Source organism: Pseudomonas sp. 8Z, assembly GCF_902506535.1.
Lineage (GTDB): Bacteria > Pseudomonadota > Gammaproteobacteria > Pseudomonadales > Pseudomonadaceae > Aquipseudomonas.
On the sequence record NZ_LR733824.1, the window covers coordinates 766,745 to 792,530 of the forward strand.

At 61.6% G+C, this 25,786-nt stretch carries 27 protein-coding genes; 13 read left to right on the plus strand and 14 right to left on the minus strand.

Features of this window, described 5'->3' with window-relative positions:
• Nucleotides 1–5: 5 nt before the first annotated feature.
• The 7 genes from AERO9A_RS03515 to AERO9A_RS03545 form a co-directional block, all read right to left on the minus strand.
• Nucleotides 6–1,304, minus strand: coding sequence for an OprO/OprP family phosphate-selective porin (locus AERO9A_RS03515; RefSeq protein WP_159970516.1), 1,299 nt, complete (start codon nucleotides 1,302–1,304; stop codon nucleotides 6–8).
• Between the two features lie 163 nt (nucleotides 1,305–1,467).
• A complete protein-coding gene (locus AERO9A_RS03520) occupies nucleotides 1,468–1,800 on the minus strand; it encodes a YnfA family protein (RefSeq protein WP_159970517.1) in 333 nt (110 codons plus the stop codon).
• 15 nt (nucleotides 1,801–1,815) lie between these two features.
• On the minus strand, nucleotides 1,816–2,244 hold the full coding sequence (locus AERO9A_RS03525) for a hypothetical protein (protein ID WP_159970518.1): 429 nt from the start codon (nucleotides 2,242–2,244) through the stop codon (nucleotides 1,816–1,818).
• Nucleotides 2,245–2,317: 73 nt separating this feature from the next.
• A complete protein-coding gene (locus AERO9A_RS03530) occupies nucleotides 2,318–3,481 on the minus strand; it encodes a CynX/NimT family MFS transporter (protein ID WP_159970519.1) in 1,164 nt (387 codons plus the stop codon).
• 95 nt (nucleotides 3,482–3,576) lie between these two features.
• Nucleotides 3,577–4,389, minus strand: coding sequence for an SDR family oxidoreductase (locus AERO9A_RS03535; RefSeq protein WP_159970520.1), 813 nt, complete (start codon nucleotides 4,387–4,389; stop codon nucleotides 3,577–3,579).
• Nucleotides 4,390–4,488: 99 nt separating this feature from the next.
• Nucleotides 4,489–4,863, minus strand: a complete 375-nt coding sequence (locus AERO9A_RS03540; protein WP_159970521.1) for a DUF2784 domain-containing protein — start codon at nucleotides 4,861–4,863, stop codon at nucleotides 4,489–4,491.
• On the minus strand, nucleotides 4,863–5,192 hold the full coding sequence (locus AERO9A_RS03545; protein WP_159970522.1) for a DHCW motif cupin fold protein: 330 nt from the start codon (nucleotides 5,190–5,192) through the stop codon (nucleotides 4,863–4,865). Before AERO9A_RS03545 ends, AERO9A_RS03540 begins: the two co-directional genes overlap by 1 nt.
• 192 nt (nucleotides 5,193–5,384) lie before the next feature.
• Between AERO9A_RS03545 and AERO9A_RS03550 the strand changes: the two genes are divergently transcribed.
• The 4 genes from AERO9A_RS03550 (at nucleotide 5,385) to AERO9A_RS03565 (ending at nucleotide 8,864) form a co-directional block, all read left to right on the plus strand.
• A complete protein-coding gene (locus tag AERO9A_RS03550) occupies nucleotides 5,385–5,609 on the plus strand; it encodes a DUF2061 domain-containing protein (RefSeq protein WP_159970523.1) in 225 nt (74 codons plus the stop codon).
• A gap of 225 nt (nucleotides 5,610–5,834) precedes the next feature.
• Nucleotides 5,835–7,133: a serine/threonine protein kinase gene (locus tag AERO9A_RS03555; protein ID WP_159970524.1), complete on the plus strand. Its 1,299-nt coding sequence runs from the start codon at nucleotides 5,835–5,837 to the stop codon at nucleotides 7,131–7,133.
• Nucleotides 7,126–7,896: a VacJ family lipoprotein gene (locus tag AERO9A_RS03560; protein ID WP_159970525.1), complete on the plus strand. Its 771-nt coding sequence runs from the start codon at nucleotides 7,126–7,128 to the stop codon at nucleotides 7,894–7,896. The genes AERO9A_RS03555 and AERO9A_RS03560 overlap by 8 nt, the downstream gene beginning before the upstream one ends.
• Nucleotides 7,897–8,009: 113 nt before the next feature.
• Complete coding sequence (locus tag AERO9A_RS03565; protein WP_159970526.1) at nucleotides 8,010–8,864, plus strand: pirin family protein; 855 nt, start codon at nucleotides 8,010–8,012, stop codon at nucleotides 8,862–8,864.
• Between the two features lie 26 nt (nucleotides 8,865–8,890).
• On the opposite strand, the gene AERO9A_RS03570 is transcribed toward AERO9A_RS03565, so the two are convergent.
• Together AERO9A_RS03570 and AERO9A_RS03575 are read right to left on the minus strand one after the other, a co-directional pair.
• The gene (locus tag AERO9A_RS03570; RefSeq protein ID WP_159970527.1) at nucleotides 8,891–10,069 is read right to left on the minus strand and encodes a patatin-like phospholipase family protein; all 1,179 of its coding nucleotides are present in this window, start codon (nucleotides 10,067–10,069) and stop codon (nucleotides 8,891–8,893) included.
• Nucleotides 10,070–10,104: 35 nt separating this feature from the next.
• Nucleotides 10,105–11,037 (minus strand): lipid A biosynthesis lauroyl acyltransferase, encoded by a 933-nt coding sequence (locus tag AERO9A_RS03575; RefSeq protein WP_159970528.1) that lies wholly within the window; start codon nucleotides 11,035–11,037, stop codon nucleotides 10,105–10,107.
• A 201-nt stretch (nucleotides 11,038–11,238) separates the two neighbouring features.
• On the opposite strand from AERO9A_RS03575, the gene minC reads away from it, so the two are divergent.
• From minC to lpcA, 6 genes are all read left to right on the plus strand, one after another.
• A complete protein-coding gene (gene minC / locus AERO9A_RS03580; protein ID WP_159970529.1) occupies nucleotides 11,239–11,964 on the plus strand; it encodes a septum site-determining protein MinC in 726 nt (241 codons plus the stop codon).
• Between the two features lie 213 nt (nucleotides 11,965–12,177).
• A complete protein-coding gene (gene minD, locus AERO9A_RS03585; RefSeq protein WP_159970530.1) occupies nucleotides 12,178–12,993 on the plus strand; it encodes a septum site-determining protein MinD in 816 nt (271 codons plus the stop codon).
• Nucleotides 12,990–13,244 carry a cell division topological specificity factor MinE gene (minE, locus tag AERO9A_RS03590; protein WP_159970531.1) on the plus strand — a complete coding sequence of 85 codons (255 nt, stop codon included), beginning with the start codon at nucleotides 12,990–12,992 and terminating at the stop codon, nucleotides 13,242–13,244. The genes minD and minE overlap by 4 nt, the downstream gene beginning before the upstream one ends.
• 142 nt (nucleotides 13,245–13,386) lie before the next feature.
• Nucleotides 13,387–14,022, plus strand: coding sequence for an RluA family pseudouridine synthase (locus tag AERO9A_RS03595; RefSeq protein WP_159970532.1), 636 nt, complete (start codon nucleotides 13,387–13,389; stop codon nucleotides 14,020–14,022).
• Between the two features lie 321 nt (nucleotides 14,023–14,343).
• Nucleotides 14,344–15,633 (plus strand): M18 family aminopeptidase, encoded by a 1,290-nt coding sequence (locus AERO9A_RS03600; RefSeq protein WP_159970533.1) that lies wholly within the window; start codon nucleotides 14,344–14,346, stop codon nucleotides 15,631–15,633.
• 152 nt (nucleotides 15,634–15,785) lie between these two features.
• The gene (lpcA, locus tag AERO9A_RS03605; RefSeq protein WP_159970534.1) at nucleotides 15,786–16,373 is read left to right on the plus strand and encodes a D-sedoheptulose 7-phosphate isomerase; all 588 of its coding nucleotides are present in this window, start codon (nucleotides 15,786–15,788) and stop codon (nucleotides 16,371–16,373) included.
• A gap of 13 nt (nucleotides 16,374–16,386) precedes the next feature.
• On the opposite strand, the gene AERO9A_RS03610 is transcribed toward lpcA, so the two are convergent.
• Nucleotides 16,387–17,136 carry an AraC family transcriptional regulator gene (locus tag AERO9A_RS03610; RefSeq protein WP_159970535.1) on the minus strand — a complete coding sequence of 250 codons (750 nt, stop codon included), beginning with the start codon at nucleotides 17,134–17,136 and terminating at the stop codon, nucleotides 16,387–16,389.
• Between the two features lie 230 nt (nucleotides 17,137–17,366).
• On the opposite strand from AERO9A_RS03610, the gene AERO9A_RS03615 reads away from it, so the two are divergent.
• The 3 genes from AERO9A_RS03615 to AERO9A_RS03625 all read left to right on the plus strand — a co-directional run bounded on the left by AERO9A_RS03615 (nucleotide 17,367) and on the right by AERO9A_RS03625 (nucleotide 21,088).
• Entirely contained in the window at nucleotides 17,367–18,071 is a 705-nt protein-coding gene (locus AERO9A_RS03615; RefSeq protein WP_159970536.1) for a hypothetical protein, read from the plus strand.
• A gap of 72 nt (nucleotides 18,072–18,143) precedes the next feature.
• Nucleotides 18,144–20,540 carry an endopeptidase La gene (gene lon / locus AERO9A_RS03620; protein ID WP_159970537.1) on the plus strand — a complete coding sequence of 799 codons (2,397 nt, stop codon included), beginning with the start codon at nucleotides 18,144–18,146 and terminating at the stop codon, nucleotides 20,538–20,540.
• A gap of 155 nt (nucleotides 20,541–20,695) precedes the next feature.
• Complete coding sequence (locus AERO9A_RS03625; protein ID WP_159970538.1) at nucleotides 20,696–21,088, plus strand: protease inhibitor I42 family protein; 393 nt, start codon at nucleotides 20,696–20,698, stop codon at nucleotides 21,086–21,088.
• 405 nt (nucleotides 21,089–21,493) lie between these two features.
• On the opposite strand, the gene AERO9A_RS03630 is transcribed toward AERO9A_RS03625, so the two are convergent.
• The 4 genes from AERO9A_RS03630 to AERO9A_RS03645 all read right to left on the minus strand — a co-directional run bounded on the left by AERO9A_RS03630 (nucleotide 21,494) and on the right by AERO9A_RS03645 (nucleotide 25,786).
• Nucleotides 21,494–22,255, minus strand: coding sequence for an ABC transporter permease (locus tag AERO9A_RS03630; RefSeq protein WP_159970539.1), 762 nt, complete (start codon nucleotides 22,253–22,255; stop codon nucleotides 21,494–21,496).
• Complete coding sequence (locus AERO9A_RS03635) at nucleotides 22,252–23,181, minus strand: ABC transporter ATP-binding protein (RefSeq protein WP_159970540.1); 930 nt, start codon at nucleotides 23,179–23,181, stop codon at nucleotides 22,252–22,254. The genes AERO9A_RS03630 and AERO9A_RS03635 overlap by 4 nt, the downstream gene beginning before the upstream one ends.
• Before the next feature lie 218 nt (nucleotides 23,182–23,399).
• On the minus strand, nucleotides 23,400–24,341 hold the full coding sequence (locus AERO9A_RS03640) for a 2-hydroxyacid dehydrogenase (protein ID WP_159970541.1): 942 nt from the start codon (nucleotides 24,339–24,341) through the stop codon (nucleotides 23,400–23,402).
• Between the two features lie 26 nt (nucleotides 24,342–24,367).
• Nucleotides 24,368–25,786: an FAD-binding oxidoreductase gene (locus tag AERO9A_RS03645; RefSeq protein WP_159970542.1), complete on the minus strand. Its 1,419-nt coding sequence runs from the start codon at nucleotides 25,784–25,786 to the stop codon at nucleotides 24,368–24,370.

The following is a 25,786-nucleotide window of genomic DNA, read 5'->3' on the forward strand; positions in this document are numbered from 1 at the left end:
ATTTATTAGAAGACATACTGCGCACGGAAAACCATGCCATCGCCGTCATCATCAGCATTGGCGTTGGTGGCGTTGTCCACCTTGGCCTTGACGTAGGCGCCGCTGATTTTCACGGAATCGTTGACGTACCAGTTCACGCCCAGGTTATGCACCTTGGCTTCGATGTCACCGATATTGGCGCGGGCACCGTTATCGTCATCGACCGACAGGTTGTCATAGCGATAGAACAGCTCCCAGGCACCGACTTGCTTGTTGTTCGGCTTGAGGCTGTCGAACTTGCCGAGCTTGTAGCCACGCGCTTCGCCGGTCAGGGTGTATGCCACTTGAGCGTAGTAGCCCTTGCCTTCGATATCGTCGAAAGCAGAGCTGTCGGCTTTCATGTCACGCTTGATGTACTCGCCTTGAACCGAGAACGGGCCCATGGCGAACGCGGCTTCAAGACCCAGCGCGCTGTCGTTGTCGTAAGAGCCGGCAGGCGAAGTCTGGATGCCACCGAGTACCAGGCGGTTACCGTTGGCACCGGCGTCGTTACCACCGTTGGTGCTCACGCCACGCATGCCCAGACGGCTGCGGATACGGCCATCGAATGCGGTATCGGAAAGATCACGACGAGCGTAGTTCACACCCAGGTGCAGGACTTTGCCGGCTTCGTGCATCGGAGCAAAGACGCCACGCAGGTTGAACTGCTTGGTGCTGTCGCCATCGACATCGTTCTGGTCCTTGGAGCTCAGGCTGAAGGAGCCGTACAGCGAATCACCCGCAGTACCAGAAACCTGAATCCCCATACCGTTCTGATGGCTGTTGGCCCAATCGACCAGATCGTATGCAGCCGTACGCTCTTGAGCGGTCACCCACTTGGAGCTGGTGGCTTTCTCCAAACCGAATTCAGGATCGAAACGACCGACCTTGATGGCAACCGGCGCGAAACCGGTATAGGCGATGGACGCCTCATCGAAGTAGCCATCGTCGGCGCTGCCAGCATTGTGAGAGAAGTCGTAGCTCATCACGTATGCCCAGTCCTTGTAGACATAGCCCGACAGCTCAAGGAAGGCACGACGGAAATAGGCCGCATCGGCGTTATCGCCGTTGGCAGTGTAAATACCATCGAAAGTGCTGTAGTCCGCCTGCAGACGACCACCGATCTTGAAGCCGAACTCCTTGTCGGCGGTAGCGACTTCCAGACCACCTTTGGTCTTGATTACGATGTCAGCGCCGTCAGTGGTGACGGTGCCGGCGAAAGCCTGGGCGGAAACGGCCAGAGCCAGGGCGCTGGCTGCGAAACCGGCAAAGTGCTTACGGATCATCGAGGATTCCCCTGTTGGACTTTAAGTGTTGAAACACCCGAGCGATGGGCTCGTTCGTGTTGGGGGGAATCTTGGCGAGGGGTTATTTCAGCCCAGTTGCTGATATATAAAGATTTGGTTACACGGGAACTTTTTAATCCCAATGCTTATAAGGGACGTATTTTCACGGTCCCTGCAAACGCGGCCCGAGCAGGATGACCGCCGCGCCAGCCAGACACAGTGCAGCCCCCAGCCAATCACTGGCCAATGGCCGCGCCTTCTCGACCAACGCCAACCAGGCTAGAGACGCCACGACATACACACCGCCATAAGCGGCGTAGGCGCGTCCGGCAAAAGATGCCTCAACGCGCGTCAGAATCAGCGCGAACAACGCCAGGCTAAGCACGCCTGGCAGGCTCCACAGAGCGCTACGGTCAAGACGCAGCCACATCCAGAAGGCGTAGCAGCCTGCAATCTCGAACACAGCCGCCAGCAGAAATAGCAAGTAGTTGAGCATCATCCGCTCCAGAGGTTAGCTGCGTAGCATCCCTTCACGCTCCCAGGCACAGCGCACGCGCAACGCGCCTTCCTGCGGGCTGTGAAAACCACTGTCGGACTCCCAACGAAAGGTGTGCACGCCGTTGAGTTCAGTCTCCAGGTGTACCACCGCACTGGCCCAATACAGGCGCTTGAGCAGGGCCTCGAAGGCTTCGATCCACAGGTTCCACTCGTACTCCACGGCGCCGTAGCTGGCACCGAAGTGAATTACCTGCGTCTGGTACAGACCGGCCCCAGGCAGTTCGCAAAAAGAGAACATTTCGCGCCCAAGAAAAGGCCAGAGATCACCCGACGGCAACTCGGCCAGCACAGCATGATTGGTTTCGCGGCGCAGACGACGCTGCTCGGGCGCATCCGACGGCCAGTCGCGGATGCAGCCATAAACGATGGATTCGGACTCCACACCGGCACTCCAGAAAAAACAGCCTGCCTTCTAACACAGCCATCCCAGGCACGGAAGGAACTGCTGCGAAGAATCAGCCCTGCGCCTGGCGCTTGCGCCCGAGCAGCCAGGCCAACGCCGCCATCACCAACGCCAGCACGGTCAGCACCGCGAATGGCAAACGGTAGTTGCCTGACAAGTCACGCGCCAGCCCGGTGAGGATCGGCGTCAGACTACCCAGGCCATAACCGGTGAATAGCATCATCGCCGTCCAGCGACTGACCGCCAGCGGCGAGCCTGCCTCATACAGGGGTAACACCAACGACAACGCAAAAGAGCCGCCCAGCGAGAACCCCATAACGAAGGCGAACACCTCGGGCAGCAGGCCGGGTAGGAAGGTGATCATCGCCAGGCATAGGCAGGTGGTCAGCCCACAGAGCATTAACAGGGTGTAACGGGCATCGAAGCGCTGCGCCAACCAGGGCAGCAGGAAGGAGCTGGGCAGGCCCATGAGCATGATGATGCTGAGCAGCGAATTGCTGTGCAGCATGCTCAAACCAGCCTCGTGGTAACGCGCCACGATCCAGGTGGCGATGGCGTAGAACAGCCCCGCTTGAATGGCGAAGAAGCTGCTCAACAACCAGGCGCGCGGTTCACGCCAGGGCAGCCCTGCCGATTCGCCCTCCTGGGGGCCGCCGACCTGATTGGGCAAGCCCATCCACAGCAGCGTCGCAATCAGCGCCGGCACGGACCAAATGGCCAGGCCGAAATACCAGGCATCACCGAACAGGCCGGTCAATGGCGCAGTCAGCACCGCACCGCCCGCCCCGCCCAGCGCCATCCCCAGGGAATACCAGCCCACCACGCGCCCGACCTGGCCAACGAAATGACGTTTGATGAACCCCGATAGCAACGGTCCAGCCACCGCAATGGCGGCTCCGAGCACAATGGCGCTGCCGATTAGCAGGTAACTGTGTTGCGCGGCCAGACGCGTCAATACGGCCAGAGCGATCAATCCCAAGCACAACATGATCGTGCGCTCCAGGCCCAAGCGTTGCGCCAAACGCGGTGCCAGCGGCGCCAACAAGCCCATACACAACACCGGCAACGCGGTGGTCAGGCTAATAAAGCCGCGGCTCAGAGAAAGTTCGGTGGCAATGCGCTCGATAAGCGGCGCGAGGGAGGTGATACCAGGGCGCAGGTTGAACGCCGCCAGTATCAGAGCCAGCAGCAGCAGGCTCCGAGGAAGAACAGTCACAGGCTATCCACAATCGTACGGCAGGCAGGGGGCGCCACCCTACCGCTGTCACTCTGGCGGGGCAAGCCCGCCGGGGCGATAAGCTGACCTACTGGTCAATCCTTGGGACGGGCCTTGCTGCGCATTTTCTCAGCCATGCTGGCCATTTCATCATAGAGCGCCTGTGGGTTTTTCTGCTTCAACTCCCACGCCATGCGCCCCATCTCATGCGGCAGGATAAGGAAGCTGCCCTTGGCCATCTGCGCATGGATGTAGTCGGCGATATCCGCCGCACTGATCGGCGAACTCTCCAGTAACTTGCCCACCTGCGCCTTCATGGCCGGCGTCGGGCCACGGAAGGAGTCGAGCAGATTGGTCTGGAAGAACGACGGACACACCACGTGCACGCCGACTTCCTGTTCGCGCAGCTCCACCAGCAGGCTTTCCGAGAGCGCCACCACACCGGCCTTGGCCACGTTGTAGTTGCTCATCGCAGGCCCTTGCATCAAGGCCGCCATGGAGGCGATGTTGACGATCTTGCCCTTGCTCTTCTCCAGCAGCGGCAGGAACGCCTTGCAGCCTTTGACCACGCCCATCAGGTTAATCGCGATCTGCCAATCCCAGTCCTCCAGTGACAACTCGGCGAAAAAACCACCAGAGGCCACGCCGGCGTTGTTGACGATGACATCGATGCCGCCGAACTTCACCTCGCAGGCCTGGGCCAGCGCCGTCAGTTGGCTGTAATCACGCACATCGCAGCGCTGAGTGAAGCCATCGCCGCCGACCTCACGCACCATCGCCAGGGTTTCAGCCAGGCCGCCTTCATTGACATCCGACAGCGCCAGTTGCCAGCCATCGCGCGCCCAGCGCAGAGCGATTTCACGCCCCAGTCCGGAACCTGCACCCGTGATCATCATGCGATTTTGCATAGAGGCCTGCCTTTGAGTGTTCGTTTGCAATGGCTGGCAGTGTAGCGAAGGCAGTGGCGGCTCCGAGCCTTCATCAGCCCCATGAATAGGCAGGGCAAATCAGCGCCGCGTGTATCGGCGCCAACGCCACAGCAGCGCGGTATAAACCGTGGCGTTGAGCACAATCACCACGGCCGCGAGCCCGAGCTGAATCTGCGGCGTCAAACCGGCGGGATAGATCACCGGCAGCACATAGTGCTCGACGAAGCTACCTGCATATCCGGCATCGCCTGCCGCTCGACGCAACTGATTTTCCCAGGGCGTCAGTGGGCAAATCAGGTGAAAGGCCTCCACCACAATGCCCCAAGCCACGGCAGGTAAGTGCAACCAACTCAGGCGCGGCCAACGCCAGAGCAGCAAGCCGCCCAGCAAGACGAACGCAATGAACGCCAGATGCAGCAGCACCAACGCATCGGCAGCCAGGCGCCAGAGCATCAGTCGACCACGAACAGCCGCGCGCCGACGGCGGTGGACGAGCGATGAGCCTCAGCACCATCGACCACCTGATAGCTCATGCCCGGTTTGAGCACGAACACCCGACCATCTTCCAACTCGGTGTGCAGCTCTCCGTCCAGGCACAACAACACATGCCCCTTGTGGCACCAATGGTCGACCAGGTAGCCAGGCGAATATTCCACCATGCGAACCCGTATCGCCCCGAAGGTGCAGGTTCGCCAATAAGCGGTTCCACTGTCCCCTGGATGCTCGGTCGGACTGAGCGCGGCCCAGTCAGTCACACCGAAGGGAATATCGCTGATCTGCACGCACAATCACTCCTGAATAGATGAAGAGCGAGCCTATACGAACGTCTCTGAACGTGAGATCCATAGATAAAACAGGTCGAAAAAAGACAATCAATACCCAAAGACTATCAAGCCCATGCAAGGCCCGAATTTCCACAGAAGCCTGCAGCGCACTAGCCTTCACTAAGCAAATGATTCGCAACGAGGTGCGCCATGCTCAAGACCCTGACCTTCACCATCATGCATTTCTGCATCGCCTTCAGCGTGGCGTATCTGCTGACTGGCAGCATCGCGGTCAGCGGCCTGGTCGCGGCGGTCGAGCCTCTGTGCAATTCGGTTGGTTTCTACTTCCACGAAAAACTCTGGCAGCGTTTCGAAAAGAATCGCCAAACACCCGGCGAACGCCCAAAGCACGCCTGGCTGCATCACCACGCCTGAGCCAGCGCAATACAGCACGAGCCGCCGCCCATCCAACCGACTGGCCAATCATCCTATGCCGATGGCCGCGCAACCTGGCCTGTGCTCAACTGCCGCGCAATGACTTACACATGCGCCATTGGCCAGATCGGCATTTCAGCGGCGCAAATGGCACTTTGCCTGGATAGCCGTTGTCATACGCACGCTGTTTATCCCAGACGATCTCTTATTAAAGGGACTTTACCTATGTCCAGCCTTGCACGACTTGCCACCTGGCTCGGTGGCCTGGTTTTCTGTGTGTCCGCTGCGGCCGCCGATATCGACGTGGCAAGCTATGGCTATCCACTGGCCAACCCCTTCGAAGCCACCATCGTCACCACGCCACCGGAATTGCGCCCGACGCTGCCGGATGATCGCGACATCGACCAGAGCGACTACTCCGTGCGCCTACGCCCGGACCGCCAGTTCGAATTGCTCGACAACTTCTGGCCCGTAACCCGCATGCACTACCGCCTGGCCGAGCAGAAAGGCAAGGCACCACTGATTTTCATTATTTCCGGCACCGGCGCGAGCTACAGCAGTACCACCACCGAATACCTGAAGAAACTGTTCTACGGCGCGGGCTACCATGTGGTACAGCTCTCCTCACCCACCAGTTATGACTTCATGGCCTCGGCATCACGCTCCGCCACCCCCGGCTACAGCCCAGATGATGCCGACGACCTGTATCGCGCCATGCAAGCGGTTCGCGCGCAGCATCCGAATCTGCAAGTCAGCGACTTCATGCTCACCGGCTACAGCCTGGGCGCCCTGCATGCCGCTTTCGTCAGCCATCTGGACGAAACCCGCCGCGCCTTCAACTTCAAGCGCGTGCTGCTGCTTAACCCGCCAGTGAACCTCTACACCTCGATCAGCAACCTCGACAAGCTGGTGCAAACCCGTGTGCAGGGCATCGACAACAGCACCAATTTCTACGAACTGGTGCTGAGCAAGCTGACCCGCTACTTCAACGACAAGGGCGGTTTCGACATCAACGAAGCCATGCTCTATGACTTCCAACGCTCCAAAGAGCACCTCACCGACGAGCAGATGGCCATGCTGATTGGCACCTCGTTCCGTTTCTCTGCGGCCGATATCGTATTCACCTCAGATCTGCTCAACCGCCGCGGCCTGATCACCCCACGCGATTACCACATCAACGAAGGCACCAGCCTCACGCCATTCTTCCAGGCAGCGCTGCGCTGCGACTTCGATTGCTACATCACCGAACAACTGGTGCCCATGTGGCGCGCCCGCTACGACGGCGGCAGCCTCAACCAACTGGTGCATGACACCAGCCTCTACGCGCTGGAGGACTACCTCAAAAGCAGTGACAAGGTTGCCGTGATGCACAACGCCGATGATCTGATCCTCGGCAAAGGCGATATCGGCTTCCTGCGCCGCACCTTCGGCGACCGCTTGACCCTGTACCCGCGTGGCGGGCACTGCGGCAACCTCAACTACCGCGTCAACAGCGACGCCATGCTGGAGTTCTTCCGTGGCTAAGCACAAAATCCTGATCGCCGCCCTGCTGCTGAGCAGCGGGCAGGCAATGGCCGCAGGCCAAGTCGATGATGATGGTTTCACCAATCCACTGCAGGAGCTCAAGTTCAATCCGGGGCTCGACCAACAGGAGTTCGAACGCGCCTCCAGCGACGCCCTGCAGGTCTACGACCCGCTTGAGTCATGGAACCGCCGCGTCTACCACTTCAACTACCGTTTCGATCAGTGGGTATTCTTGCCTGTCGTCGAGGGCTACCAGTACGTTACGCCCAACCTGATACAGACCGGCGTGCACAACTTCTTCAGCAACCTCGGCGAAATCCCCAGCCTGGCCAACAGCCTGCTGCAGCTCAAGGGCGAACGGGCGATGAACAACACCGCGCGCCTGCTGTTCAACACCATCCTCGGCATCGGCGGTCTGTGGGACCCTGCCACTGCCATGGGCCTGCCCAAGTACCGCGAGGATTTCGGCCAGACCCTCGGCTACTACGGCGTACCGGCCGGCCCCTACCTGATGCTGCCACTGCTCGGCCCTTCCAACCTGCGTGACACGGGCGGCCTGGTCGCCGACTACAGCCTGGAAACTGCGGTGAATTACCTGAACGTCGCCGAAGCGAGCAGTGACAACCCCGGCATCACGGTCTTCAGAGCGGTCGACCAGCGCGCCAATACCAGTTTCCGCTACGGCCAGTTCAGCTCGCCATTCGAGTACGAGAAGCTGCGTTTCTTCTATCACGAGTCCCGCAAACTGCAGATCGCGGACTGACTCTCAATCGGCAATGAATCGATTTATTCGATTCATTGCCGAAGTATTTTCCAACCATTTATCGACTCAATACGCCTAGCATGGCGGCATTCCTTAACGTACAGGAGCCCGCCATGACCCAGCACCGCCGCGTTCTCAGCATCCAACCCGGCCAACGCGCATCAGACGGCGCAGGCGTACGCCTCAACCGCGTGATAGGTGGCGCTGGCCTGGAGCGCTTCGACCCGTTCCTGATGCTCGATGAATTCGCCACAGATAACCCCGACGACTACATCGCCGGTTTCCCACCGCACCCGCACCGCGGTTTCGAAACCGTCACCTACATGCTCGAAGGGCGCATGCGCCATGAGGATCACCTGGGCAACGTCGGCCTGCTCGGCAGCGGCGGTGTGCAGTGGATGACGGCTGCGCGCGGCATCATCCACAGTGAAATGCCCGAACAGGAATCCGGCGCCATGCGCGGCTTTCAGCTCTGGCTCAACCTACCCGCCAAGGACAAGCTCGGCGAGGCCGACTATCGCGATATTCCCGCCACGGACATCCCCCGCCTGACCACGGCACAAGGCGTGGAAGCGGTGGTGATTGCCGGTCAATTCGACGATGGCCAGATCCAACAGGTCGGCGCCGTGCAACGGCCACACACCGAACCGCATTTGTTCGACCTGCGCCTGCCGGCGGGCGGCGTTATCAGCCCCAAACTGCCGGACGGACACCGCGTAATGCTCTATGTCTACCAAGGTGAATTGCACTTGCCAGACGCCTGCCCGGATCCGATCAAGACCGGTCGCCTGGTGCGCCTGTCAAATGAAGGGGCGCTGCAGTTGAGCAGCCGCCAAGGCGCTGGCGTGCTGCTGATTGCGGGCAAACCCTTGAACGAACCCATCGTGCAGTACGGGCCATTCGTGATGAACAGCCGCGAAGAAATCGAACAGGCCCTGCGTGATTTTCGCGATGGCGTGCTGGCCTGAATTGGCACAATACGCAGCCGCTCGGTTTATAGCGGCTGCGTCGCCTCGGCCAACCCAAGGAAGGAGCACAGCTCAGCCTTACGCGCCATGGCGTCCTGATAGCCCAGTTCGATCAACTCGTTGCAATAGCCCGACTCGAACAGCAGATAACTGAGCACACCGGCACCACCCGCCTTGGTCGCCCCCGGCCCACGCAAGAACAACCGCAGCACACGCGGCAGCTCACGCTGATGACGTGCGGCAATCTGATCCAGCGGCCGACTCGGCGCCACCACCAGCACATCCACCGGCTTCATACCCAGCCCCCGGCTGCGCGGCTCACCCGGCAGCATGGCGCTCAACTGGTTGAGCCGGTTGAGCAATTCAATATCGCTCTCCAGGCTATCGATAAAGGTGCTATTAAGCAGGTGCCCACCGATCTGCGCCAGTGTCGGCGGCCTTTGGCTACTAGCGCGCGGCACTTCAGTTGCCGCAGACTGCGCATTGTTGCTGACCCCGATCACCAGTACGCGGCTGGCGCCCAAATGCAACGCTGGGCTAATCGGTGCCGACTGGCGCACCGCCCCATCGCCAAAATACTCGCGATTGATCTTGGTCGGCGGGAAGATCAACGGAATCGACGCGCTGGCCAGCAAATGATCCAACGCCAGGCGCGTCGGAACGCCCACACGCCGATGGCGAAACCAGGGGTCGATGGTCGCGCGGCCCTGATAGAAGGTCACCGCCTGGCCGCTCTCGTAGCCAAAAGCAGTCACCGCAACCGCGCGCAACTTGCGCTGACGCACGGCAGCAGCAATGCCGGAGAAGTCCAGCTCACGCTCAAGCAAATTGCGCAATGGCCTGCTATCGAGCAATGCCACCGGCGTCTCACGTCCCAGGCCCAGAAGGCTATGACCAAGAAACCGCGCAGCCTGATGCAACACGCCAGGCCAGTCGCTGCGGTACACCTGATGGGTATGAAAGTTTTGCCAGACCGCAGTGAGCCGACGCACCGCCTCACCGAACTGCAGAGCCCCGCAAGCCAGGCCAACGGCATTGATCGCACCCGCCGAAGTGCCAACGATGACAGGAAAGGGATTGTGGCTCGGGTCCGGCAGAAGATCAGCGATGGCGGCCAGCACGCCCACTTGATAAGCCGCTCGCGCCCCACCACCGGACAGGATCAGCCCGGTGACGGGCGTATGTGGCTGAGCGATAACGGTCATCGGACGATCCAATTTTTTGTTTGAGTATAGAGCGGCTAGCGGTGCTTCCCGTACAGCTTTGGCGCTCCCTCCGGGCGCGTTTTAAAGCGGCGATGGGCCCACAGGTACTGCTCGGGGCAGGCGCTCACGGCGTGCTCGATCCACTGGTTGATACGCAAGCAATCGGCCTCTTCGCTCTCGCCAGGGAAGCCTTCGAGCGGCGCATGGATCACCAGCCGATAGCCGCTGCCGTCTTCCAGGCGACGTTGGGTGAACGGCACCACGCGCGCCTTACCGAGACGTGCGAACTTGGTGGTGGCAGTGACAGTAGCGGCTTGAACGCCGAACAGCGGCACGAAAATGCTCTGCTTGCGCCCGTAATCCTGATCCGGTGCGTACCAGATCGCGCGGCCGCCACGCAGCACCTTGAGCATGGCGCGGATGTCCTCGCGCTCGATGGCCGTGGCATCGAGATTGTGCCGCTCGCGACCTCGGCGCTGGATGAAGTCGAACAGCGGGTTCTTGTGCTCACGGTACATACCGTCGATGGTGTGCAACTGACCAAGCAGCGCGGCGCCAATCTCCAGTGTGGTGAAGTGCACCGCCATGAGGATTACGCCCTGACCTTCGGCCTGCGCCTGCTGCAAATGCTCCAAGCCTTCGACATGCGCCAGGCGCGCCAAACGCGCACGCGGCCACCACCAACTCATGGCCATCTCGAAGAAGGCGATGCCGGTGGAGGCAAAGTTCTCGCGCAACAGACGTTCGCGCTCAGCCTCGTTCTTCTGTGGGAAGCACAGCTCCAGATTGCGCCGAGCGATACGCCGCCGCGCGCCGGCGCTGCGGTACATCACCCAGCCCAGCGCTCGCCCCAGGGCCAGCAGCCAGCGATAAGGCAACTGCACCAGCAGCCACAGCAGCCCAAGGCCCAGCCACAGCAGCCAGAAGCGCGGATGAAGGAAGAAAGCGCGAAATCGGGGGCGTTCCATGAAGCAGATCCGGTCACAGGCAAAGCCGCGCATTCTACCCCAGTTTGCCCGCCTCGCCGTCGACCATATCCCCCAGAGGGCGAACCTGCGCGGCACTTGGCGGTCAATCTCCGGCATAGGAGTTGCGAGTTGCGGTGTGCAGTCGATACCGCTATAAGACCCGCAACCTTTCGTACCGCTGCAGAAGCCCCGCGCCCGACCATGAGCCAAGCCGATCTCCTCGACCAAGACCCCGTATTCCAGCTCAAGGGCAGCATGCTCGCCATCACCGTGATGGAACTGGCGCACAACGACCTCGAACGCCTGGACGCCCAGCTCGCCGAGAAAGTCGCCCAGGCCCCGGCCTTCTTCAGCAACACGCCGCTGGTATTGGCCCTGGACAAAATGCCGGAGGGTGAAGGCGAGCTGAACCTCGACGCACTGATGGACGTCTGCCGCCGCCACGGCCTGCGCACCCTGGCTGTACGCGCCGTGCGCGACAGCGACATCGCCGCCGCCGAAGCGCTCGACTTGCCAGTATTGCCGCCCTCCGGTGCGCGCGAACGCCCCATCGATCCAGCCCCCAAGGCGCCGCCCAAACCAGTGGAGCCGGAGCGCAAGCCGACCCGCGTGGTGACCACGCCGGTACGCGGCGGCCAGCAGATCTACGCCCAGGGCGGCGACCTGATCGTGCTCGCCCCGGTCAGCGCCGGGGCGGAACTTCTCGCCGACGGCAACATCCATGTTTACGCGCCTATGCGCGGCCGCGCCCTGGCCGGTATCAAGGGCGATGTCACGGCGCGCATTTTCTGCCAGCAAATGGGCGCAGAAATGCTCTCCATCGCAGGCCAATACAAGGTTGCAGAAGACCTGCGCCGCCATCCGCTCTGGGGTGATTCGGTACAGGTCAGCCTGTCTGGCGACGTGTTGAACATCACCCGCCTTTGACGGATACTGCGGCCATTTTTCATGGACACAAAAGGAGCGTCTGAAACCCCGGCGAAACCGCCCAAAACAGTCGACAACCGGCGCATATACCGACCTGTTATCGACGTAACGGCAGCCATGCAGGACGTTTTCAGGCCTTCTTCAAAGGGCATCCGCAAGCCTCGACTGGCCTATGGATTCCCGCGTTATTTTCATTTTTTAGGGTGAATCACCTTGGCCAAGATCCTCGTAGTCACTTCCGGCAAGGGTGGCGTCGGCAAAACCACCACCAGCGCTGCCATCGGTACCGGCCTCGCCCTGCGCGGGCACAAGACCGTCATCGTCGACTTCGACGTCGGTCTGCGTAACCTTGACCTGATCATGGGTTGCGAACGCCGAGTGGTGTACGACTTCGTCAACGTGATCAACGGCGAAGCCAGCCTTACCCAAGCCCTGATCAAGGACAAGCGCATCGAGAACCTGTTCGTCCTGGCTGCCAGCCAGACCCGCGACAAAGATGCACTGACCCTCGAAGGCGTGGAAAAGGTCATCGCCGAACTCTCGGAAACCTTCGACTACGTGGTCTGCGATTCACCAGCCGGCATCGAGAAAGGCGCCCACCTGGCCATGTACTTCGCCGACGAAGCCATCGTCGTGACCAACCCGGAAGTGTCCTCGGTACGTGACTCCGACCGCATGCTCGGCCTGTTGGCCAGCAAGTCACGCCGCGCCGAGAAAGGCGAGGACGCGATCAAAGAACACCTGCTGCTGACCCGCTACAACCCCGAGCGCGTCACCAAGGGCGAAATGCTCGGCGTCGAAGACGTCGAGGAAATCCTCGCCATCCGCCTGCTCGGCGTGATCCCCGAATCGCAGGCCGTACTCAAGGCATCCAACCAGGGCATCCCGGTCATCCTCGACGAACAAAGCGATGCAGGCCAAGCTTATAGCGACGCCGTCGAGCGCCTCCTTGGCAAGGAAATGCCACACCGCTTCCTGGACGTGAAGAAGCAGGGCTTCCTGCAAAGACTATTTGGAGGTCGAGAATGAACATCTTCGACTTCTTGCGCTCGCGCAAGAAGGAAACCACAGCCTCCATCGCCAAGGAACGCCTGCAGATCATCGTCGCTCACGAGCGCGGCCAGCGTACCCAACCGGATTACCTGCCAGCCCTGCAGAAGGAGCTGGTCGAGGTGATTCGCAAGTACGTCAACATCGATCAGAAGGACGTGCAGGTGGCACTGGAAGATCAGGGCAGTTGCTCGATCCTGGAATTGAACATCACCCTGCCGGATCGTTAAGTCGAACCGGTAACGCTCACGGCGGCTTCGGCCGCCGTGTTCATTTGTAGCCATACGCACCTGTAGGAGCGGATTCATCCGCGAAGCCTCTACAGACCAACAGCATCGCGGATAAATCCGCTCCTACACCAGCCCACATTCCATGCCCCTAAGCCAGATCGAAATTCTCCACCAGGACGCCGCACTGCTGGTGATCAACAAGCCCACCCTGCTGCTGTCGGTGCCCGGCCGCGCCGATGACAACAAGGATTGCCTGGTCACCCGCCTGCAGGAAAACGGCTATCCCGAGGCGCGCATCGTCCATCGGCTGGACTGGGAAACCTCGGGCGTCATCGTTCTGGCCCGCGACGCCGACAGCCACCGCGAGCTGTCGCGCCAGTTCCATGACCGCGAGACCGAGAAGGCCTACACCGCGCTGTGCTGGGGCCAGCCCGAAGCCGACAGCGGCAGCATCGACCTGCCGCTACGCTACGACCCGCCGACCAAGCCGCGTCACGTGGTCGACCACGAACTGGGCAAGCACGCCCTGACCCACTGGCGCATCATCGAGCGCTGCGGCGACTGGTGCCGAGTGGAGTTGACGCCCATCACCGGCCGTTCCCACCAGTTGCGCGTGCACATGCTGTCCATCGGTCACCCGCTGCTGGGCGACCGCCTCTACGCCCACGAACAAGCCCTGGCCGCCCATGAGCGCCTGTGCCTACACGCCAGCATGCTCGCCCTCACCCACCCGCAAAGCGGCGAGCGTATGCGCTTCGAATGCCCGGCGCCATTTTGATCACCCGCCGTAGGGTGCCTCTAAAAATGTAGGCGAGGCAGCCAGTGCAGAGCAAAAACAGCCGAAAAAGCGCAATTTACGTGTTGTAAATGAGCATTTTGAGGCTGTTTTTAACGCAGCAATGGCAACGCTGGTAGTTTTTAGAGGCGCCCAGCAGGGTGGATGACGCTTTTCATCCACCATTCTGACCGCTACGACCGTCGCCCAAGCCCCCCGCAAACGCCTAACGAATAGCCTGAAACTATCGCCCCAAACGAGTGCGCGACCGGCACAGGGCGATGCAAATTGGTTACACTCGCGCCATCGCTGTCCGGAGCTTTTATGCGCGAAGAACTGACCCAAGGCCTGCTCGATTTTCTCAACGCCTCGCCGACCCCCTTCCACGCCACCGCCAGCCTGGCCATGCGCCTGGAAGCCGCCGGTTACCGTCACCTCGATGAACGTGCACCCTGGCACACCGAGGCCGGTGGCCGTTATTACGTGACCCGCAACGACTCCTCGATCATCGCCTTCAAGCTGGGCAAGCGCCCGGCCGTTGACGGCGGTATTCGCCTGGTCGGCGCGCATACCGACAGCCCTTGCCTGCGCGTCAAACCGAGCCCCGAGCTGCAGCGCCAGGGCTACTTTCAGCTCGGTGTAGAAGTCTACGGCGGCGCCCTGCTCGCGCCTTGGTTCGACCGCGACCTGTCGTTGGCTGGCCGCGTAACCTATCGCCGCGACGGCAAGGTCGAAAGCCAGTTGATCGACTTCTACCAGCCCATCGCCGTGATCCCCAGCCTGGCCATCCACCTCAACCGTGAGGCCAACCAGGGCTGGGCGATCAACCCGCAGAACGAACTGCCGCCAATCCTCGCTCAGCTCGCCAGCAGCGAAACCGCCGACTTCCGTGCCCTGCTCGCCGAGCAACTGGCCATGGAGCATGACTTCAACCCGGACGCGGTACTGGACTACGAGCTGAGCTTCTACGACACCCAGAGCGCCGCCATTGTCGGCCTCAACCAGGATTTCATCGCCAGCGCGCGCCTGGACAACCTGCTGTCGTGCTACGCCGGCCTGCAAGCGCTGATCGACTCGGATGACGAGGAAACCTGCGTACTGGTCTGCACCGACCACGAAGAAGTGGGCTCCTGCTCGGCATGCGGCGCCGATGGCCCGTTCCTCGAACAAGTGCTGCGCCGCGTGCTGCCGGAAGGTGACGCCTTCGTTCGTGCCATCCAACGCTCGCTGCTGGTCTCGGCCGATAACGCCCACGGCGTGCACCCCAACTACGAAGCCAAGCATGACGGCAACCACGGCCCCAAGCTCAATGCTGGCCCAGTTATCAAGATCAACAGCAACCAGCGTTACGCCACCAACAGCGAGACCGCCGGTTTCTTCCGCCACCTGTGCCTGGAAAACGAAGTACCGGTACAAAGCTTCGTGGTGCGCAGCGACATGGGCTGCGGCTCGACCATCGGCCCCATCACTGCCAGCCAGCTCGGCGTACGCACGGTCGATATCGGCCTGCCCACCTTCGCCATGCACTCGGTGCGTGAACTTGCAGGCAGCCATGACCTGGATCACTTGGTCAAAGTGCTGACAGCGTTCTACTCCAGCCCTGAACTGCCCTGAGAACCTATTTAAAGTCTGCTGCGCTTCGGCCCTGCCGCGTTAAAAACTGGCTCGAAATGCTCATTTACAACTCGTAAACTCCGCTTTCTCGCCAGTTTTTGCCTTGCATGGCTCTAGCTCGCGAAACTTTAAAAGAGGTTCTAAGACCTACGATGATCGAACATATCCGCAACAGCCTGCAGGAAGCCCAGCGCGCGCTGGAGGCCTTCCTCGCCAACGAACAGACCCTGGGCAATATCCAGAAGGCCGCCGAGCTGCTGGTCGAGAGCTTCGAGCACAAGGGCAAGGCCTTCTCCTGCGGCAACGGCGGCTCGATGTGCGATGCCATGCACTTCGCCGAAGAGCTGACCGGACGCTACCGCAAGAACCGTCCCGGCATCGCTGCGGTGTCGATCAGCGACCCCAGCCACATTAGCTGCGTGGCCAACGACTTCGGTTACGACTTCATCTTCTCGCGCTATATCGAGTCCCATGGCCGCGCCGGTGACGTATTAATCGCCATCAGCACCAGCGGCAAGAGCCCCAACGTGATCAACGCGGCCGAAGCTGCCAAGGCATTGGGCGTGAAGGTGATTGCCCTGACCGGCAAGCCCGGCTCGCTGCTGGAAAGCCTGGCCGACGTGTGCATCTGCGCGCCAGGCGGCGACTTCGCCGACCGCGTGCAGGAGCTGCACATCAAAGTGCTGCACATCCTTATCGAGCTGATCGAGCGCAAGCTGAGCCCGCAGAACTACGCCTGAGCAGCAACGGCGCCTACTCGGCGCGCAAGCGCTTCGGTGTCAGCCCCAGATAGCGACGCATTGCCGTGGTCAACGCACTCTGGCTGGAGAAACCACACTCTTCGGCGATTCGCACCAACGGCAGATTGCTCTCGCGCAACAGACGCGCCGCACGATCCAGGCGCGTCTTGAGCAAATACTGATGCGGCGTAAGCCCCACACTGCTCTTGAACTGCGCATGGAAATGACTGGGGCTGAGGCAAACCACCTGAGCCAGCTCAGCCACGCTGATGCGCCGCGCCAAGTGCTGGCCGATATAACCATCGAGACGCTGCAAGTCCAACGCCCCCTGCACCCGGCTACGTGACTCGCCGAACAGGCGCAAATGCAAGGCCCGTAGCAACACGCCACCAATGGAGCGCGCCAGGATCGAGTCACTGCCATAGCGCTCAAGCTCCGCGCCGGCATAGTTGAGCAGGTTCTGGAAGTCGGCATCCAGCGCTGGATAACTCGGCGTTTCGAACAACCGATGAAGCAATTCGAGGTCTTCGCTGGGCGTGTCTTGCTCGTCCAGATCGAGGATCAGCATGCGGTTTTCACCCATGCCGGCAAACTGGTGAGCTTCATCGCCCGGCACCAGGCAAGCGCGCATGCGGCAAACTTCACCACCACGACCGGCCACTTCAAATTCGGCGCGACCAACCAGCGACATCACCAATTGGTGATGATCGTGGGCATGTATATGGGCCTGTTCGTCCAGGCGAATCACTCGGGCTTGCAGCATGGTTATGACTTGCGGCACGGAATGTGGGTTGCACTTTACCGCGATTTACCAGACAGCGCCGCAACCCCTCGTCGAAAAAGGTTGCACCTATAGCAACCCGATACATTTTTGCCGCGAAGCAAAAGCCCTGAAAGTTTCCCTGCTACGCTGCCGCTCGACCCGTTAGACTCCAGAAACGCCACAGAGACATTACTTGAGCTAGCGTGCCAACGCTTACGCCTGAGAGCCTCATGCCCCAGCAATACCTGACACTTTTCATTCTGCTGCTGGCATTCCTGACCCTGGGATGGCTCCTCATCAGGCGCGGGAAAACCGGCCGTCAAACCAAACTATCCGACGACCTTGCAGACAGCGAAGTTATCCATGATTGCCTGGATCTGCTTGAAGCCCTACAAAAACACCGGGGTCTAGGCGGCCTGCAAGACAGTGCAGGCATCAACCAACGCCTAGCCATAGCTCGCCATATCGATCAACTTTTTCAGCACTGGCCACACAGCCATCCCCCGCCTGCACTCACGGATAAGTGGCCAGCACTCCAGCGCAACCCGGCAGACTTCGATGCTCACTGCCAGTTGATCGAAGCGCTGCTTACACTGATTGAGCAACTTGAGGATCGCCTACAGCGCAGGCGAGCAAACTTTCGCGGCATCGGTCAGGCCTGCCGAGCTGTCGAAGACCTCGCTCGCCTGCGTGGCCTCTGCGTACGCGCGGCGCGCAACCGACGCTGCCCATCGGGACTGCAGATGCAACTGCGCTTCATCTGCCAGCGCTTACGCAGCCACTCACCCGATCAGCAAATACTGACCCTGCTGACACACCTCGAACAGGAACTCATCGACACACGGCACATCCGTCTCACACCTGGGCAGTGCTTCGCCCTGCTCACTCCACTGATCGATGAACGCTTGCAGGCAATCCGCCAGGAGCACAGATGAAGCCGACGGCAGACGTTGAAAAGCACCAAGCTTCGCCCCATGTAGCAGCCAACGTACACGCACAGGTGCTCCATGAACGATCAGGACAACACCCCAGAAGCCGTCGAGGTTCACGTCCAGGCTGACAGCACCAGCCTGGTACTGCCCGCGCAGCAGTTGCCGGACAAGCTCTACATCATCCCCATCCACAACCGCCCGTTCTTCCCTGCCCAGGTACTGCCGGTGATCGTCAACCAGCAGCCCTGGGGCCGAACCCTGACGCGCGTGGGCAATACCGAGCACAAGTGCATGGCGGTGTTCTTCGTCGACACCCCACCGGACGAGCACGGCGAGTTCGATCTCGACAGCCTGCCCGAGCACGGCACCTTGGTGCGCGTGCACCATGTCAGCGAGGAAGGCGGCAAGCTGCAGTTCGTCGCCCAGGGTCTGAGCCGCGTGCGTATTCGCGGCTGGCTCAGCCGTCGCGGCCCTTATCTGGCTGAGGTCGAATACCCACAGTCGCCCAACGACTCACGTGACGAGGTCAAGGCTTACGGCATGGCGCTGATCAACGCGATCAAGGAGCTGCTGCCGCTCAACCCGCTGTATAGCGAAGAGCTGAAGAACTACCTGAACCGCTTCAGCCCCAACGACCCGTCACCACTCACCGACTTCGCCGCAGCGCTGACCACCGCTTCCGGCACCGAACTGCAGGAAGTGCTCGACACCGTGCCCATGCTCAAGCGCATGGAGAAGGTACTGCCGCTGCTGCGCAAGGAGGTCGAGGTCGGCCGCTTGCAGAAGGAGCTGTCGGCCGAAGTGAACAAACAGATCGGCGAACGCCAGCGCGAGTTCTTCCTCAAGGAACAGCTCAAGCTGATCCAGCAGGAGCTGGGCATCAGCAAGGACGACAAGAGCGCCGACCGCGAGGAATTCCTCGCCCGCCTCGAAGGCAAAACCCTGCCGGCGCCCGCGCAGAAGCGCATCGATGAGGAGCTGAACAAGCTGTCAATCCTCGAAGCGGGATCGCCGGAATACGCCGTCACCCGCAACTACTTGGATTGGGCCACCGCCCTGCCCTGGGGCGTACATGGCGAGGACAAGCTCGACCTGGGCCGCGCCCGCAAGGTGCTGGACAAGCACCACGCTGGCATGGACGACATCAAGCAGCGCATCACCGAGTTCCTCGCCGTCGGCGCCTTCAAGGGCGAGATCGCCGGCTCCATCGTGCTGCTGGTCGGCCCGCCCGGCGTGGGCAAGACCAGCATCGGCAAATCCATCGCCGAATCCCTCGGTCGGCCGTTCTACCGGTTCTCTGTGGGCGGCATGCGTGACGAGGCGGAGATCAAGGGCCATCGCCGCACCTACATCGGCGCCATGCCCGGCAAGCTGGTGCAGGCGCTGAAGGAAACCGAGGTGATGAACCCAGTGATCATGCTCGACGAGATCGACAAGATGGGCACCAGCTACCAGGGCGACCCGGCCTCGGCGCTGCTGGAAACCCTCGACCCGGAGCAGAACGTCGAGTTTCTCGATCATTACCTCGACCTGCGCCTGGACCTGTCCAAGGTGCTGTTCGTCTGCACCGCCAACACCCTCGACTCCATCCCCGGCCCGCTGCTCGACCGCATGGAGGTGATTCGCCTGTCCGGCTACATCACCGAGGAAAAACTGGCCATCGCCAAGCGTCACCTGTGGCCCAAGCAATTGGAGAAAGCCGGCGTGCCGAAGGCGCGTCTGTCCATCAGCGATGCAGCGCTGCGCGCGGTGATCGAAGGTTACGCCCGCGAGGCCGGCGTGCGTCAGCTTGAGAAACAACTGGGCAAACTGGTGCGTAAATCCGTAGTGAAATTGCTGGATGATCCTGAAACGAAAATCCGCATTGGCGCCAAGGATCTGGAACAAGCCCTCGGCATGCCGGTGTTCCGCAACGAGCGGGTATTGGCCGGCACCGGGGTGATTACCGGCCTGGCCTGGACCAGCATGGGCGGCGCCACACTGCCGATCGAGGCGACGCGCATCCACACGCTCAACCGCGGCTTCAAGCTCACCGGCCAGCTCGGCGAAGTGATGAAGGAATCGGCGGAAATCGCTTACAGCTACGTCAGCTCGCACCTGAAGCAGCTCGGCGGCGACCCGACCTTCTTCGACCAGGCCTTCATCCACCTGCACGTGCCGGAAGGCGCCACGCCCAAGGACGGCCCCAGCGCGGGCATCACCATGGCCAGCGCCCTGCTTTCGCTCGCGCGCAATCAGGCGCCGAAGAAAGGTGTAGCCATGACCGGCGAGCTGACCCTCACCGGCCAGGTGCTGCCCATCGGCGGCGTGCGCGAGAAGGTGATCGCGGCGCGGCGGCAGAAGATCCATGAACTGATCCTTCCGGAGGCCAATCGCGGCAGTTACGAGGAGTTGCCTGACTATCTCAAGGAAGGCATCACCGTGCACTTCGCCAAGCGCTATGGCGACGTGGCCAAGGTGTTGTTCGACTAACACCACAAAGATCGCCGCTGAAGCGCCTCCCACAGAGCACAACCTGATCACGCTCTCGTGGGAGGGGCTTTAGCCGCGACGGTATAAGCAGCGAGGTCGCGCCCGGCAAGCCAATGCGGCTATGCTGGGCCAGGTTTCGTCGACTGGAGTTCGTCATGCACGCCACCTTGCGCCTGCTTACCTTACCCGTCCTGGCCCTACTCAGCGCCTGCGCTCATCAGAGCGGCACGCTGGAGTTGAGCAAGCAGCGGCAATGCCCGCTGACGCTGGACAAGGGCCAGCAACTGATCCTCAGCCTGCCGAGCAATCCCACCACTGGTTTTCGCTGGGAAATTCGCGACGGCGCGGAGAAAGTGCTGCGCAGCCTCGGCCCCGAGGTCTACAGCAACCCGGAAGACGCCGGGCTGGTGGGCGCAGGCGGCATATCCATCTGGCGTTTCACGGCGCGCGACGCTGGCGAAGGCCGCCTGCTACTGACCTACCAGCAGCCGTGGGAGCCGAACGTGCCGCCGGCGGAAACCTTCGAGTGCGAACTGCGGGTGAAATGACCCGACGGCTTCTGTGGGGCGCTTCCCGTGGGGCGGGTGCAACCCGCCACCTATTTATGGCGGGTTGCACCCGCCCTACATCTGACGGCATCTCCACCTGGCGCTTCAACGCGCGCTAAATCAGCAGTGGAAACCTTCGAGGAACCAGCGAAGAAAGCTGATCCCGTGGGAGGGGCTTTAGCCGCGACGATTCGAAATAAATCGTGACTGCGGCGCTTACCTCATATTTGTAGGGCGGGTGCAACCCGCCAACTATTCATGGCGGGTTTCGCCCGCCCTACAGGCTGAGAATGAGCGGGGGCATCATGCCCCCGCTCCCACTTTTCGCGGCTGAAGCCGCTCCTACAATTTGAAGCGTGCACGTAGGAGCGGCTTCAGCCGCGAATGCCCCTCTCACGCTCAGCTTCAGCTCTTGAGCCGGTAACCGGTCCTGAAGATCCAGCCCACCAGCGCGATGCACAGCGCCAGAAAACCCAGCACCATCGCCAGGCTGACGCCGACGTTGACGTCGGACACGCCGTAGAAGCTCCAGCGGAAGGCGCTGATCAGGTACACCACCGGGTTGAACAGGGTCACCGTCTGCCAGGCCGGCGGCAGCATGCTGATGGAATAGAACGCACCGCCGAGGAAGGTCAGCGGCGTGACGATCAGCGCCGGGACGATCTGCAGCTTCTCCCAGCCATCGGCCCACACGCCGATGATGAAGCCGAACAGGCTGAAGGTCAGCGCCGTCAGTACCAGGAACGCTGCCATCCACAGCGGATGCTGAATCTCGAAATCGACGAACAGCCTGGCGGTGAGCAGGATGATGATGCCGAGGATCACCGACTTGGTGGCTGCCGCGCCGACATAACCGATCAGAATCTCCAGGTACGAGACCGGCGCCGAGAGAATCTCGTAGATGCTACCCGAGTACTTGGGCATGTAGATGCCGAACGAGGCGTTGGAAATGCTCTCGGTCAGCAGCGCCAGCATGATCAGGCCGGGAATGATGAAGGCGCCGTAGCTCACGCCGTGCACCTGAGTCATGCTCGCACCGATGGCCGAGCCGAACACCACGAAGTACAGCGAGGTGCTGATCACCGGCGTGGCGATGCTCTGCAGCAAGGTGCGCCAGGTGCGTGCCAGCTCGAACAGGTAGATGGCCTTGATGGCATACAGGTTCATGCGCGCGACTCCTTGAGCAGGGACACGAAGATTTCCTCCAGCGAACTCTGGCTCGACTGCAGATCCTTGAAGTCGATGCCGTGCTGGGCCAGGTCACGCAGCAACTCGGCGATACCGGTGTTCTCGTGCTGGGCATCGAAGGTGAACACCAGGGCATGGCCCTGATCGGCCAGCTCCAGCCCGTAGCGCGCCAGCTCGGCCGGTACGCAGGACAAAGGCTGCTGCAACTGCAGGGTGAGCTGCTTCTTGCCCAGCTTGTGCATCAGCACCTGCTTGTCCTCCACCAGGATGATGCGGCCCTTGCTGATCACCCCGATGCGGTCGGCCATTTCCTCGGCCTCTTCGATGTAATGGGTGGTGAGGATGATGGTCACGCCGCGCTCGCGCAGACGCCGCACCATGGCCCACATATCGCGGCGCAGCTCGACGTCGACACCGGCGGTGGGCTCGTCAAGGAAGAGAATCTGCGGCTCGTGGGAGAGCGCCTTGGCGATCATCACCCGGCGCTTCATGCCGCCGGAAAGCTCCATGATCTTGGCGCCCCGCTTGTCCCACAAAGACAAATCCTTGAGCAATTGCTCCAGGTAGGCTGCATCGGGCTTCTTGCCGAACAGGCCGCGGCTGAACTTGACCGTCGCCCAGACGGTTTCGAACACGTCACTGACCAGTTCCTGCGGCACCAGGCCGATCTGCGAGCGGGCCGCGCGGTAGTCACGGACGATGTCCTTGCCGCCGACCAGCACCGTGCCCTCGCCCGGATTGACGATGCCGCAAATAATGCTGATCAGGGTGGTCTTGCCGGCGCCGTTGGGGCCGAGCAAGGCGAAGATTTCGCCCTGGCGAATGTCCAGGTCGATGCCTTGCAGCGCCGGATGCCCGGACGCATAGGTTTTGTTCAGTTGCGCGATGGAAATGACCGACTGCACGGTAATCGCCCCTTGCTTGCGGAAAACGCGACAGTTTACAGGGCTTAGCGCCAGGAGAAAAAACGGCGCACTTGTGGTGCGCCGGGGGTACTACGGGGAGGGAAGGAACGATTGCACCGCTTGTGACGGTGCAACGATAGGCCAGGCAGCAGGCGCTGTCCGGCGTATGCCGTAGGGCGGGTGCAACCCGCCACCTCGATTGACGGGTTGCACCCGCCCTACAATGGGGTCAACAGTTTGCCGGTGGCGATGTAGGCGCGCAGGTTGTCGAGCACCAGGTCGGCCATCTGCTGGCGCGTCTCGACACTGCCGCTGCCGACATGCGGCAACAGCACCACGTTATCCAGTTCGCGTAGCGCCGCAGGCACCTGGGGTTCGCGCTCGAACACGTCCAGCCCGGCGCCACCAATTACCTTGTCCTGCAACGCCGTGATCAGCGCAGCCTCATCGACCACCGAGCCACGTGCGACGTTGACCAGAAAGCCATCTGGCCCGAGCGCTTCGAGCACCTCGGCGTTGATCAGATGATGGGTAGCCTTGCCCCCCGGACAAGTCAGCACCAGGAAGTCCGCCCAGCGCGCCAGTGCCAGCAGATCCGGCTCATGCGGGTAAGGGCTGCCCTCCACCGGTCGGCGGTTGTGATAACGCACCGGCATGGAGAAGCCCGACGCGCGCAGTGCCACCGCCTCGCCGATACGACCGAGACCGACGATGCCCAGGCGTTTGCCGCTGACCCGGCGCGCCAGCGGGAAGCCCGTGGTGCTGCTCCAGGCGCCACTGCGCACGAAGCGGTCGGCCTCGGACAGGCGCCGCGCGCTGTCGATCATCAGGCCCATGGCCAGGTCGGCCACGCAATCGTTGAGCACATCCGGGGTGGTGCTGAGCACGATGCCGCGATCACGCAGCAGATCCAACGGATAGGGGTCGTAACCAACACCGAAGCTGCTGATCGCTTGCAGGTTGGGCAACAGTGCGAGTTGCTCAGCCGTACAGCCGAAACGTGCCGAAGACACCATGTACAGAAACTGCGCGCCGTGCTCACGCAGAAACGCCAGCGGCTCGGCCTGTTGCCACAGCGCGCTGACCTCGTACGCCTCGGCCAGCTCGCGGTTGAAGCGCTCGCTTAGCGGGCCAATTTGCAACACCTTGGCTTTGCTCATGGAACCTCCTGTTTCGTATGTACGATTTACAACACTTTGCCTGGATTCATCAGCCCGGCCGGATCCAGCACCTGCTTGATGCGCGCCATCAACTCAAGCTCCAACGGCGCCTTGTAGTGCTGCGCAGCCAGACGTTTGGATTGGCCCAGACCATGTTCGGCACTGATGCTGCCGGCATCTTGCAGGGTTGAGTCATAGATCAGCCGCATGATCACCTCGGCCTGCGCCTTGAACGGCGCATCCTCGGCGCCAACCGGCTTGCTGATGTTGTAATGCAGGTTGCCGTCACCGACATGCCCGTAGGCCACGATCCGCACACCGGGGAAGGCCTGTTGCAGCGCGGCATCGGTGCGTGCGATGAAGTCAGGGATACGGCTGACCGGCACGCTGATGTCGTGCTTGAGGCTCGGCCCCTCGTGGTTCTGCGCCTCCGAGATGCCTTCGCGCAGCGCCCACAAGGCGCGCACCTGAGCGTCGCTGGCGGCAACCACGGCATCCAGCGCCACGCCTTGCTCGAAGGCGGCGCCAAGGCCCTCTTCCAGCAATTCGTTCAAGGGCGCGTTGGGTTGGGTGTCGCTCAGCTCGATCAGCACGTACCAGGGGTGCACCTCGGCGAACGGATCGCTGACACCGGAGACATGGCGCAGGACGAACTCCACGCTTTGCCGCGACATCAGCTCGAAGCCGGTCAGGCGGTCGCCACATAGCCCACGCATCTGCCCGATCAGCTCGATGGCTGCCTGCGGACTCGGCAGTGCTACCCAAGCGGTGGTCAGGCTGCGCACGGCAGGGAACAGTTTGAGCACGGCGGCAGTGATGATGCCCAGGGTGCCCTCACTGCCGATAAACAGGTGCTTGAGGTCGTAGCCGGTGTTGTCCTTGCGCAACCCGCGCAGGCCGTCCCAGATACGCCCATCAGGCAACACCACTTCCAGACCCAGGGTCAGGTCGCGCATGTTGCCGTAGCGCAGCACCGCGGTGCCACCGGCATTGGTCGCCAGGTTGCCACCGACCGTGCAACTACCTTCGGCGCCCAAGGACAGCGGGAACAGTCGACCCACCTCGGCGGCGGCTTCCTGCAACTGTTGCAGGATCACCCCGGCCTCGACGGTGATGGTTTCATTGCCCACGTCCACTGCGCGGATGCGTTTCATGCGCGTCAGCGACAGCACGATCTGCGCGCCAGAGCCGTCAGGGATCGAGCCGCCGCACAGGCCGGTATTGCCGCCTTGTGGCACCAGAGCAACGCCAGCCTGCGCGCACAAGCGCACCACGGCGGCAACCTCCTCGGTCGAAGCGGGACGCAACACCGCCGCCGCCTGACCACGATAGGCGCCGCGCCAGTCGCTCAGGTAGCTCTGCATACGCTCGGCATCAAGGATCAGGCCAGTCTCGCCGACCGCCTCGCGCAATGCCTCAAGCAGATCATCGGACAGGCCCGTCAT